Source organism: Staphylococcus auricularis (assembly GCF_051172115.1).
Classification (GTDB): domain Bacteria; phylum Bacillota; class Bacilli; order Staphylococcales; family Staphylococcaceae; genus Staphylococcus; species Staphylococcus auricularis_A.
The window spans coordinates 61093-73836 of record NZ_JBPIZN010000002.1 but is presented as its reverse complement, the minus strand read 5'-3'; the positions used below and the strand labels follow the sequence as shown (position 1 = coordinate 73836).

At 36.5% G+C, this 12744-nt stretch carries 13 protein-coding genes and 1 pseudogene; 1 reads left to right on the top strand and 13 read right to left on the bottom strand.

All coding sequences use genetic code 11. From position 1 onward, the window contains the following. Positions 1-188 precede the first annotated feature (188 nt). The 13 genes from ACSBRB_RS04660 to ACSBRB_RS04600 all read right to left on the bottom strand — a co-directional run bounded on the left by ACSBRB_RS04660 (position 189) and on the right by ACSBRB_RS04600 (position 10831). Entirely contained in the window at positions 189-332 is a 144-nt protein-coding gene (locus tag ACSBRB_RS04660) for a hypothetical protein (RefSeq protein ID WP_157064343.1), read from the bottom strand. Between the two features lie 361 nt (positions 333-693). Then, positions 694-882 (bottom strand): hypothetical protein, encoded by a 189-nt coding sequence (locus tag ACSBRB_RS04655; RefSeq protein ID WP_150888187.1) that lies wholly within the window; start codon positions 880-882, stop codon positions 694-696. A gap of 29 nt (positions 883-911) precedes the next feature. After that, positions 912-1052, bottom strand: coding sequence for a hypothetical protein (locus ACSBRB_RS04650; protein WP_157064342.1), 141 nt, complete (start codon positions 1050-1052; stop codon positions 912-914). A 129-nt stretch (positions 1053-1181) separates the two neighbouring features. After that, positions 1182-3332 carry a peptidase domain-containing ABC transporter gene (locus tag ACSBRB_RS04645; RefSeq protein ID WP_435031832.1) on the bottom strand — a complete coding sequence of 717 codons (2151 nt, stop codon included), beginning with the start codon at positions 3330-3332 and terminating at the stop codon, positions 1182-1184. Between the two features lie 586 nt (positions 3333-3918). Further along, positions 3919-4041 (bottom strand): bacteriocin, encoded by a 123-nt coding sequence (locus ACSBRB_RS04640; protein ID WP_169791240.1) that lies wholly within the window; start codon positions 4039-4041, stop codon positions 3919-3921. 59 nt (positions 4042-4100) lie between these two features. After that, complete coding sequence (locus ACSBRB_RS04635; protein ID WP_150888191.1) at positions 4101-4241, bottom strand: bacteriocin; 141 nt, start codon at positions 4239-4241, stop codon at positions 4101-4103. Between the two features lie 36 nt (positions 4242-4277). Beyond that, positions 4278-4418, bottom strand: coding sequence for a bacteriocin (locus ACSBRB_RS04630; RefSeq protein ID WP_111724827.1), 141 nt, complete (start codon positions 4416-4418; stop codon positions 4278-4280). A 42-nt stretch (positions 4419-4460) separates the two neighbouring features. Then, positions 4461-4601: a bacteriocin gene (locus tag ACSBRB_RS04625; protein WP_083498130.1), complete on the bottom strand. Its 141-nt coding sequence runs from the start codon at positions 4599-4601 to the stop codon at positions 4461-4463. 549 nt (positions 4602-5150) lie between these two features. Continuing rightward, on the bottom strand, positions 5151-6152 hold the full coding sequence (locus ACSBRB_RS04620; RefSeq protein WP_435031831.1) for a substrate-binding domain-containing protein: 1002 nt from the start codon (positions 6150-6152) through the stop codon (positions 5151-5153). A 24-nt stretch (positions 6153-6176) separates the two neighbouring features. Then, on the bottom strand, positions 6177-7037 hold the full coding sequence (locus ACSBRB_RS04615; protein ID WP_435031830.1) for a glycerophosphodiester phosphodiesterase family protein: 861 nt from the start codon (positions 7035-7037) through the stop codon (positions 6177-6179). A 15-nt stretch (positions 7038-7052) separates the two neighbouring features. After that, complete coding sequence (locus ACSBRB_RS04610) at positions 7053-8735, bottom strand: ABC transporter permease (RefSeq protein WP_435031829.1); 1683 nt, start codon at positions 8733-8735, stop codon at positions 7053-7055. Positions 8736-8749: 14 nt separating this feature from the next. Continuing rightward, on the bottom strand, positions 8750-9769 hold the full coding sequence (locus ACSBRB_RS04605) for an ABC transporter ATP-binding protein (protein ID WP_435031828.1): 1020 nt from the start codon (positions 9767-9769) through the stop codon (positions 8750-8752). A 12-nt stretch (positions 9770-9781) separates the two neighbouring features. Then, on the bottom strand, positions 9782-10831 hold the full coding sequence (locus ACSBRB_RS04600) for an extracellular solute-binding protein (protein ID WP_435031827.1): 1050 nt from the start codon (positions 10829-10831) through the stop codon (positions 9782-9784). A gap of 558 nt (positions 10832-11389) precedes the next feature. On the opposite strand from ACSBRB_RS04600, the pseudogene ACSBRB_RS04595 reads away from it, so the two are divergent. Beyond that, positions 11390-12741: pseudogene (locus tag ACSBRB_RS04595) on the top strand (gluconate:H+ symporter). Positions 12742-12744: the final 3 nt, after the last annotated feature.

Here is a 12744-nt window from a genome sequence, read left to right as displayed (position 1 = left end):
TTTTATTGATGTGGAAAAATGGAGTTGAAGCTTTCTTGTTATATAGAGATTTTATAAAAAGATAAAGGAAACGAGATATCAAAAAGGCTAGCTCAGGAAGTTTGATGCTAACCCTAGAATTTTTAAGTATTTGTGTTTGATGTTACGAATAGTAATATCTGTTTAATTTTTGCGATTGCTTTGAACTTTTATTTTCTTTTAGCTTTGTCTTTTAAAATATCTGCCACGAAGATGATGGCAATGACTAATAAAATGATTGAGAATATAGCTGTGATGTAAATATTAGGGCTTGTTGTCCGACTATACATGATTAATCCAATTAATAATAACACAAAAGTCGTTAACATCCCTATTTGACGCGGTTCTATTAATTCATCCTCCTCTATTACTCTCTTTATTAGTGAAGTTTTTGGCACTAAATTTCATATTAATTTATATGTAATACATACTTAATGTTACAATTATCGTAACATGGTTAAGGAAATATAAGAATACAGAAATGCATTAATAGTCTTAGATATAAGTAAAACAAGTTTATCGAGCTACTTAAATGTAGCGAAAAAACAGTGGTTATTGTTATAATCTAACAATTAACCACTGTTTTCCATTTTTACAAAGCATCATTCTAAGAGGCGTTATAAATAAGTATTTTTTCTCTATGTGAAAAGAATATATTTAATCTAATTCCTACAATTATTTTGTATGTCCGTTGGCAGCTCCTTCTATACAATTAAAACCAATTTGAGTACCGCCATGTGCTTCAGGATGATCAGGAGCACCTGTAACACATTGTTTAAATCTTCCAGCAAAACGCCCAATGGCTTCTCCAATTCCTCCACCACCATTAATTACTTTAACATCTTCGGTAGTTAATTTTTCCATAAGAATTTCCTCCTTTCTAATGTATTATTTTAATAAAATGGTTTATCTTTAGTTTCATTGTAACCTTTTACGACATCAGGAATCTGCTTAACTACTTCCCAAGCCACATCAACTACAATATTTCCTCCACCGTTAACCAATTTTGATTCTGTATTTCCCAATTTTCTCATTATATGACCTCCTTTTTTATAATATTGTAGTATTATCTAACTACATTTTCATCTTAACACTCTAATGTAAAATTTTTATTAATTTAATATAAAAATTTTATTATTATATCAGTTTTTAATCCGCTAATTTTATAATGCTTCTGTTTGTAGTTCCCATAGCTGATAATATTCGCCATCGTGTTGAATCAATTCGTTGTGCGTACCTTGTTCGAGGACTTCACCATCTTTCAACGTGTAAATACGATCGGCATTTTTTACAGTGCTGAGTTTATGGGAAATAATAATGACTGTCTTGCCTTGTTCGACCAATCTATCAATGTTGTTCATAATACGATATTCCGTCATACTATCTAAAGCACTCGTTGCTTCGTCAAAGATATAGATGTCAGGATCTTTCAAGAATGCGCGGGCTAAAGCGACACGTTGCGCCTGACCTCCAGATAAATTTGAGCCGCCTTGTTCTAACATCGTGTCAAATTGTCGGGGAAGGATTTCGATAAAGTCATATGCTTCAGCAAGTTGGCATGCTTCAGCCACTTCATCCATACTTTTCTTCGCATTACAGCCATGAAGCAGATTATTTAAAATAGTATCCGCAAAGAGGAAGGTATCTTGAGAAACGTATCCGATATTTTGACGTAATGAAGCAAGATCAATTTCATTAATCGGTTGGTTGTCGATCTTAACCGTGCCTTCATTCGCTTGGTAATAATTGTTCAACAGCTTACCAATCGTCGTTTTACCGCTACCACTTTCACCAACAATCGCCGTTTTTGTCCCTTTGGGTACAGTCAAGCTCACATGATTTAACACAGTATTTCTGAAATTGTACTGAAAATCAACTTGGTTTAACGTAATTTGTTGGTTAAATTCATAATCAGCGGTCGCGTCATTCGTATCTGCTTCGTTATCTAAATTGATGATTTCTACGACACGGCGAGCTGCGACGATAGAAGATTGCAAGGTCGGTTGAATGTTAATCAAACGCTCAATCGGATCTAAGTAATAGATCGTTAGGGCATTGAATGAAAGCAAACTCCCTAGTGTAAGCTGGTCTGTCATGACTAAATAACTCCCAAACCATAAAATGACGAGTGAAATTGTGATTTTTAAGAAATTGTTGAACGTCAATTGTATGTTGGAAAATTTCCCGAGCTTAGCGACATTGGTAATGAGATTGTGGAATTTCTTTTCGTCTTTTTGATAGACATCATCTTCAGATTGATAACTTTTGATTGTTTGATTACCTTCAAAAGATTCAATTAAGTGTGAACTGAGTTCCGCATCATTTTCCGCAACTTTCAAATTGTACGTTGTGAATTGTTTTTTCAACGCATAACTACAAAGAATGAAAGCCGGTATGAAGATGAGCGTCACTAAGAATAACAAAGGACTTTGTATGAACAACAGTACCGCACCGACAATAATCATCAATGTATCTACAAATAATGTGACGGTTGATGAAGATAACGCTTCACGAATTTTAGAAATGTCCATAAATCTTTGAAGGATCTCCCCACTTTTCCGTGTATCAAAAAACTTTATCGGTAAATGTAGCACATGTCGGAAATAGCGTTTCATGAGATCGAGGTCGATAGATAAACTCATATTGAGAATCAAATGATACCTCACATACGTCACAACAATATTGATAATATAAAGTAGAAGGATGGCTATCCCTAAAATATGTAAACGACTTAAAACGTTCGATGGAATAATGTCATCGGTTAAATATTTAATGAAAAATGCGCTGACAATCCCTACAATATTAATAAAAATAGAGGTGATAACTACTGCGAAGACACGTTTATAATTCTTCTTAAACATGTCCCCGAAGATACTCATATACGATGGATCACTACTCTCAGTAGTAAAACTGTCCATTTTTTCAACGAGTACAGCAACATGTGTCCACATTTCTAAAAATTCTGCTTCTGTCAGTTTATATTTTCCTTTAGCAGGATCGACAACATGCAGTTCACCACTTTTAATTTGTTCAATAATGATGAAATGGTCATAGCCTTGTTGGTTAATAATGTGTGCGATAACTGGCAGTTCTACGTTATCAAATTCAGCGACCGAATCGACTTCTACACCAGTTAATTCCAGACCAATCTCCTTTGCCGCATGAACTAAACCGTACAAGTTCGTACCCAGTTTGTCCGTTTTAGCCAAATCTCGCAATCGTGGCACGGAAACCCGCTTTCCAAAATGTTGGGCTAACATCGCCACGCAAGTAGGACCACAGTCTTTTTCATCATATTGATGGATAAATTTCATTATGTATACCCCCCCTTTTAAAGTAAGCGGAGAACTCTCCGCCTAAATATAATTTATTTTGATTATGGTCAGTTTACGTTTCAAACTCTATCACTTATATTTTTTAATGCTTCTAAATTTTTTAAGAGGATTGATTTCTATCGACATCTATAACAAAAGTTAAGTTTCAATTACTTCATTAAGTAGTAAGTTTACCATTATTTTTTAATTAATATGGTTTTCTTTTCAGAGCTAAAATTTGTTATAATCCTAATGTAGCAATCATTCATTAATTTAATGTTAAACATTCGATAATTTTTTATAAATATATTAAGTATTTATATCAAATTAAGTTTTTTGTATTATATATTATGTTGCTTAACGCTCTCAATTGTGCCATTCTATAGCAACTTTCTTTTTTACAGAAAACGTAATTTATTAAAAGATTTCGCTCTTATTCCTTAAATAGTAAATCGTAGAATAAAATATAGTATTTCATAGTCGGATTTTTATAATTCACTGAAGACTTTCCATCTTACTCAAAGTAAAAAGCGGAGTCTCCTCCGCTCAAATCATTCTAACTCTATTGATTTATTTATAATCTTTATTATCTATGAAGAAATCTGCCTGGATCTTTCATAAATTTTAAGCCCTTGTTAATTAGATGACTAGCTCTATAAAAAGATCCACCACTTACTTGGTTTAATTCTTTTGTGTTAAGTTGTTTCATGGGTTTCACCCTTCTTTCACACATTTTTGAATTATTAATCAAAATTTTATATCAATTAATTATTCACTAAATGCTTGTCTTACTCCTCGCACTGCGCTTCTAACTGCACCTGCAGCTTTTCCAAGTCCGCGGCCAACCCATTCATTGGCATTAGCTCCACCATTTACTGCTTTAAGTGCTTTATTGTTAAGTTGTTTCATAGATTTTTACCTCCGGTTTAGATTTTAAAAAAGAAATTATTTACCTCTTACTAAGTTCCAGCCTTTTTTAATTAAACCGCCGCCTGTTTTAACGGCTTTTCCAACAACATAACCTGCATCTTCCCAAACATCTCCGCCGTTGATTTCTTTTAATGTTTTTGTTGATAATTTTTTCATGTTTAACCCTCCTTTACATTTGTATGCTTTATTAATGATGGTTTACCAACCATCTAATCCTTCTGAAAATCCATGGCCGATATCTTTAATTCCATTACCTACTTTTTTAGCGCCATTTTTAATTGTTTGCCAAACGCCACCGCCATTAACTTGTTTTAATTCTTTTGTACTAAGTTGTTTCATGATTTTCACCTCCTCATTCTATAAATAAGATATGAAGCAAATTACTAACTTTCACTCAGAGTGATTTTTCGTTGAAAAGTTTATTTCATAACAATGTAAGGGAATTTGCTAACGTCAAAATGGAACGGAGCTGAAATATATCCGCCACTGATTGCTCTCATTGCTTTAGCGTTAAGTTGTTTCATGAATGTGAACCTCCCTTATAGAAATTTTTGTAGTAATTTCTACTACGGTTATAACGTAACACCTTCTCATTAATTTACAGTTAATCCAGTTATAATATTTTATAAATGTTTTAAGAATTCATAAACAATTCTTTTGCTATAAATATTTATTAAGTTATTTAAAAATTTATTTTACTCCGCTTGATTGTTCGAGTTTCTTTGGAATAACAAATATGTTCCTTCAAATTAGATTGCACAATAAAAAGTGCTCCCCTCCAAAGTTTTATTCTACTGAATATAACTTTGAAGAAGAGCGTCGCTACTCAACTATATTCAATTAATCATATGGGATGTTTTCGGGAATGACTAACTCAACAGTACACGTTTAAAGCCTAGCACTTTCGCGTTCAATCAATTCCATGTTGACGCAGATATGATAAGCTTGGTTATCATTGTCTTTAATATGTTTATAAGCTAAGCGCATGGCTTCTTTGGCTAAGGTTTCTTTTGGTATCGATAAACTCGTTATGGAGGGGGAGACGGTTTCTGCCATCTCATCATTATTAATGCCGATAATCTGGAGTTGTTCTGGCACTTTGATATCACTATGTTTAATGTACTGTGCGGCACCAATCGCTAACATATCATTGGCGGTTAGGACAACATCTGGGATATCTTTTTCTTCTAATAAATACTTCATTGCTAACATACCAGATTCAATTGTCCATCCTTCGAGTTGAATGTGTGGAGCTAAATCGTGTTGTTTGCACCATGCAATATAGGACTGTTCACGGGGGTCGTCATTTGGCACACTTTTCACATTGATGATGTCGCGTTCTGTGATATGGCCACCAAAGAAGCTAATTTTTTTAAAGCCTTTAGACCAGCAATGTTCTAATAGTTGTTGAGTCATCCCATACAAATCATAAGAAACACTATTAATATAATTGGGCACATCTTTCATATCGATGGTCGTCATCTTCGGATTAACTTTGTACATCGCCTCAAGAGATGCCCTCGTAAACCGTCCAACCACGATCAGCACACAGTTCGGATCTATCTTGTTTAACACATCAAAAGAGAAATCAGGTTCGACATACACGACATCATGAAGGGTTAAATTTAACTTTTTGATTTCATCAATCAACGCTTGGTTTAATTCACGATAATATGGATCGTAATATTCTTTTACTTTGTTAGCGTGCGTGATGATTTGGATGGATTTATTTTTCCGTGCTTTCTTCGTATAACCAAGATCTTTTGCGATTTGTATCACATTATCTCGTGTTGCTTCAGAGACAGATAAGGTGTTGTCTCTATTTAATATCCTCGATACAGTTCCGACACTGACATGTGCCTGATCTGTGATATCTTGTAAAGTTGCCATAACGTTCCCCCAGAAATTGATATTTTATCCGCGTTTTGCTTCTCTTTTCAATAAATAATTATTTAATTGTGCGACCCAATCGGTTTGAATGGCATCGCAACCGATATCGAGCAATTTGCCCCAACCTTTGTCAGGATCTTCAAAGATGGACACTTCATCATCGGCATGTGCGCTGAGTACTTCTTCATTATCTAATTTAATACTGTTGATGAGCACAAACATGTCATGATCATGAATCATTTGAATCGCATCTGGTTGCACATGACTTTCGTCTGTGGATTCAAATAATATTTCAATGCCGACTACATTCATTTCTGATGTGAGCTCAAGCACGCGCTCTAATTCTTCTTTATTACGGATGATGACGATGGTCATGAATTTAATACCATGATTTCTCACTGCTTCAACCGCTTCTTCATTATTCGCATCAATCTTAACGATAAATTGTGACGCTTGATCTTCATATTGATCTAATTCATCTAAAATTTCGCCTTTCCATTTAGAAACGTGATCCACATGCATGATGATTTCCGGATGTTTTTTCATATTTTCCATCATTTCCGCAAGTGTTTCGACAGGACCAATCGGCTTGTTATTCATGTTGTAGTGTTGAAGTTGTTGAATCGTATCATCGTGTGATGCTTTCAACAGTTCTGGATATTTCAAGCGTATCAATTCTTCATTTTCATGAAAAATGTAGAAGGTCCCATCCAATGATTTCGTAATATCAAATTCTACAAATTGGGCCCCTGCGTAGATCGCATTTTCGAGGGCTTTGAAGGTATTATCTCCGATATTACCCCCTGCACTGCCTTGATGTGCAGTGATGATACAGTTTGAATTTTGATTTAATAATTTGTCTAAGCGTTCTCTGTATTGCGCCATGGTGTACACTCCTCTTTAGAATTGATCCAATTTATTTGCTCTGCCGTATACTAAGTAGAATACCACTGTATTAATCAGCATCAATGCGACAGAGTATACCATACTGATTGCTGGTGCATTCGCTGTTTGCGGTGAGTTAGACGTGTTGTAAATCGTTACACCAAGTGGTTCAAAGAATGGATGGTATAAGAATAACGACACTTCAAAGTCTTGGAGTAAATCGTTGAAGTTCAGTGCGAACACAGCAGCTGCGACAGGGATGATGACGGGTAGTATGACTTTTTTGAACGTATACCAGCTGCTTGCACCTAAGTTTTTAGCGGCATTTTCCAAGTTGTTGTCGACTCCTGAGAATGATGATTTAACAATGCGTAATGTGAACGGTATTTTAATAATGATATACGCGATCAACATTAAGGATGTCGTTCCGATTAACACTTGATTAGCGACCCAGAATTTTTGAGTGCTGTAAGTTAAGATTAAACCAAGTGCGAATAAGATACTTGGTAACATCCATGGAATGTAAAGCACCATTTCAAGGGCATTTGACCAAATGTTGTTATGTTTTCTAATGATTTGTACGATAAAGATCATGAACACAACAACGATCAGTGATGCTAATCCTGAGTAAACAATGGATGTTAAGAATTGTTTCAATGCACTGATTTCACTGAAGACCTCTATGTAGTTATCGAATGTCAGTGTTTTCAAGTCGATTTCCCCACTCGTAATGTTGTCTGTTGAAAGGAATGTGAATAATACAACCAACAAGAGTGGTAGTAAGTAAATGACGAAAAGAACCCAAGCTAATACGTTTAGTAGTACTTTGTTGATTGGATTCGCAATGTCTTGTTTTTGGAAACGTTGTTTAACTTTTGAACCTGTGAGTATCGGTGATTTACGTTCCATGTACAATGCGAAACAAAGTAATAGCAGTTGTGCGATACCTAAGATAATAGATAGAATCGCTGCTAAATCACGTGAGATTGGATTGTTGGTGAAGTTTAAGATCATTGGTGCGATCGTTTGGAAGTCTTTTCCACCTAACCCTTGTTGGAATAACAAGATCGTTAGCGTAATGAGATAAGGATTCAATGCTGGAAGAATAATTTTTGTGATGATTCTAAAGTGTCCCGCACCCATGTTTTGAGCGGCTTGAATCGTATTGTAGTCGATGTTTTTAAAAGCGCTGCGTAGTAACAACATATGGAGTGAGGTTGTCGCAAAGGTCATGGTGAATAGGACACCGAAGAACCCTTCGAACCAAGCGACGTCCATATTTGGGAAGAAATGTAATAATAAGTTCGTGATGATACCAGATTTACCATAAACATATTGATAACCGTTGGCTAGAATCACGCCGCCGAAGATCAATGTTGAACAGTAACCGATAAATAATACTTTTGAACCAAAAATTTTAAAATAGTCTACCAATAATACGAGAGTAATCCCTACGATATTTGCGGTAATGGATAGACAAATTGCTAAGATAAAGCTGTTTTTAATACTTTCTAATGCGCGTCCGGAATTCATAATTTTATTTAATGCTTCCGTTGAAAAATGACCGTCTTTAAACAATGTCGTAGCCAAGATTTGAACATTTGGTATGATCAAGAGTGAAATGATGAACCAAATAATGACGGCGATGACGAGATACATCAAAATACGCGGTAAGTTAAAACGTTTCGTTTGATCCATGTTGAGCCCTCCCCTCAATCAAATTGTTTAATGTTTGCAGGATTCATATAAAGTGTATGTTGACTGCCTTTGGATAGGTCTACATCTTGTTGAATGGAATCAGATTTTTCAAAGGTTTTTAACTTGTTACCTTTATAGTCGAACGTAAAGCGAATCGTGCTACCTAAGAATTCATAATCTTCAAGTGTCGCTTCGACTTGTGCGTGTTTGTCGTCGTTACGTACTACGTTTGTGACTCTTTCTTCACGAATGTATCCCACTTTATCAGGATTTAATTGGCTACCTGTTTGTGAATTAATTTCTTCAATGAGGGGTTTTTCTATGACATTGGATTCTCCTAAGAAGTTATTCACATACTCTGTTGCAGGGTTGTTATACAATTCCATCGGTGTCCCAACTTGTTCAATCTTACCGTTGTTAAATACGGCCAAGCGATCTGATAAGCTCAACGCTTCGTCTTGGTCATGGGTGACGTAAATCATTGTGATATGATATTGATTTTGAATTGATTTTAAATCACGTCTCAATTGTTTACGCAATTTCGCATCTAAGTTAGAAAGTGGTTCATCTAGGAGCAAGATTTTAGGTTCTTGCGCTAACCCTCTGGCAATCGCCACACGTTGTTGACCGCCTGATAACTCAGAAATGTTTTTGTCTAATTTGTCGACGTCCAACGCGACCATTTTCGCTAAGCTTTTCACTCTGTCATCGATCGTTTGTTTATCTTTTTTCTGGATTCTTAAACCAAATGCGATATTTTCGTAAATATTTAATGAAGGGAAGAGTGCATAGTTTTGAAAGACCATGCCGACTTCTCTCTTTTGTACGGGTTGTTTTGTAATGTCTTTGCCATCTAGGAAAATTTGTCCATGTGACGGTTCGATAAAGCCGGATAATGTATTTAATGTCGTAGATTTCCCAGAACCTGAAGCCCCTAATAACGTGAAAAATTCATTTTCGTTCACTTCTAAATCTAAGTGTTCAATTGCTACAAAATCCCCAAATTTAACTTGTATATCTCTAAATTCAATCATGATTTTGCTCCTTTAATAGTATTCCAATTCTATTTTTTCGACCCATTGCTCAATGTATTTATTCACTGTGTCGTAATCGATATCTTGTGGATGTGTTTGATCGATAATGTTTTGCATAGAAGGACTAATATCGTCGCGTGCGTTGACGTTGGTTGGATATGTACCGAATTCTTTCGCCCACGCTTCTTGCACTTCTGCAGATCCAAACCAGTCAATAAATGCTTTCGTGTTGCTATAATCATGATCTTTACCTTTATTCATGATACCGATAGATTCAATGGTTGTCGGTACACCTTCTTTCGGTTTGACCAATCCCGCTTCAAAATCAAACTCGTCTTCAACACCAGGTAAACCAGATGAGAATTGATATGAGATGGGTACTTTTTTGCTGACTAAGTTTTGTGTTGAATCTTCGCCTTCAGGTGTAATGTAGCCATTTTCTATGTATTGTTTGACTGCTTCCCATCCTTCTGGTTTCACACCTAATTCAGCATTGGGATCATCTTCATCAATATAAGGGGCGAGTACGATCATGATTAATGTTCTATCTGTTAAGCCACCGAGTGATGCAGGTACTGCGTATTTACCTTTGTATTTGGATTTCTCCCATAAATCACTGAATGTATGTGGTGCGGATTGTTCATCAAATACATCTTGATTGTAGATTTGGACGATACGTTGTTCGACAAGTGGGTTGTAATAATGATCTTCATCGACGAAAGGTGTGTCATCATCTGTTTCTTTTATCCATTTTGGTGTATATGGAACGAGACCATCTTGAGATTTAACCTTTTGCCAGTCCATTTGTGACATACCGTATGTCACATCGGCGACGGGGTTATTTTTCTCAGCTATCAACCGGTTTGCTAACGTATTTCCTCCCATTTGCACTACTTGAATATCAAAGCCAGCGTCTTCTGCTTTGTCCGTTAACCATTCTGCACGACCTTCACTCCCAGAGTTGGTATACACGATAATTTTGTCCTCGGGTACACCGATATTACAGGCAGTGAGCATGATTACGCTTATAACCAATAAGCATAAAAATTTAATACTTTTCATATAAACCCCCTCCGATAACACGCCTTACAATCCAATGGTATCTGAACTATGTAAATTCACTGTTAAATGCAACATAGAAATCAGTTAAAAGAATCCTATTTTTTTACTTCTTTTTACCAACTAAACTTTTACTGTTTAATTAATATATGAATTGTATTTTTGATATAGGGATACGTGAACATCGGCATGTTGGAAGGTCGTGGAAAATGTGAGTGGAGCGTCATGCGATTACAATATATTGAAGGAAATTTAGGGTAAAAAGGGAAAATTTTTGGGGCTTTCAACAGTAAAATAAACATTCATCTCACAAAGTATCTAACGAGCAAAAGCCCTCTCTGCTTTATTAGCAATTTAATTATAAAAATAAAAATGTTATTATTTATACGTCTCTTCATTTCAAAAAGACAACTCATTTAATACATATTTTAATCAATTAAATTTAAATCAATATATAGAAACGCGCGTTAACTGAACCAGGGTAGTCGTCATATTTAATCAAAATTAGCAGGACCCCAACCCTAGGTTTCACTCACAAATCTCATGAAGGGAGTCATCCATATGGAAGCATTCTGGCCTCTTCTCAGTGTGCTGATTGGCGTTATCATTCTGCTCATTTTAATCATGGGCGTGAAGTTAAATACCTTTATTGCGCTAATCATCACTTCTATGATCACGGGGCTCATTTTAGGCATGCCGCTAGACAAAATTGTCGATACCGTTGAAAAAGGGATGGGCGATACACTCGGGCATATCGCGTTAATCTTAGGTCTCGGTTCTATGTTAGGCAAGCTGTTATCAGATGGCGGTGGCGCGACAGTCATCGCTGAAAAGCTCATCGCGAAGTTCGGTGAGAAATACGTAACATGGGCGATGCTCATCGCTTCATTTATCATCGGGATCTCACTCTTTCTCGAAGTCGCATTCGTATTGCTGATCCCGCTCGTCTTTACACTGGCGAAAAAATTAAATATCTCTAATCTCAAGGTTGGTTTACCGATGGCGACATCCATTGCTGTGACCCACGGCTTTCTCCCACCCCATCCAGGACCTGTCGCAATCTCACAAGCGGTCAATGCAAATATCGGACACGTGTTGTTGTACGGGATTATTATCGGTTTTCCAATCGCGATTATCGTCGGTAGTTTGTTCCCTAAAGTTGCTTATCGCGTAGCACCGAGTGCCTTTACGAAAACAGGCAAACAAGAGAGTCTGAAGGACCTCTAAACGAAGGCACTGCACCTAGCTTTGGCATGAGTTTACTCACGGCCCTTTGCCCTGTCATACTCATGTTGCTATCAACAGTTGTACAACTCGTTACTGGTAACAATGAAGGTGAGGCAAAAGGTTTTGAAGGCTTTATTTACTTTATCGGTTCTTCTACAACGGCGATGCTCATTGCCGTACTCTTTGCCATTTATACGATGGGCATTCGACGCAAACAGAAAATGACTGACATCATGGATACGATCACCCATGCGATTACACCGATTGCGATGTTGTTACTTATCAATGGCGGTGGTGGTACATTTAAACAAGTGCTGATCGATGGGGGTGTCGGTGATGCGATTGCCGACATTTTCCAAGGTACCGAAATGTCGCCACTCATTCTCGCTTGGCTAGCTGCTGCGATGTTACGTCTTGCGATTGGCGCTACAACCGTCGCTGCGATATCTTCAGTCGGTATTGTATTGCCGCTCCTACAAACGATGGATGTGAATTTGTCACTCGTCGTACTCGCGATTGGTGCGGGCAGCGTCTTTTGTTCTCATGTGAATGATCCAGGCTTTTGGATGTTTAAAGAGTATTTCGGTCTCACAATTAAAGAGACCTTCTTAACTTGGTCTTTACTCGAATCTGTTATTTCTGTTCTCGGTTTGGGCTTAGTACTGATCTTAAATATGGTCATTTGATTG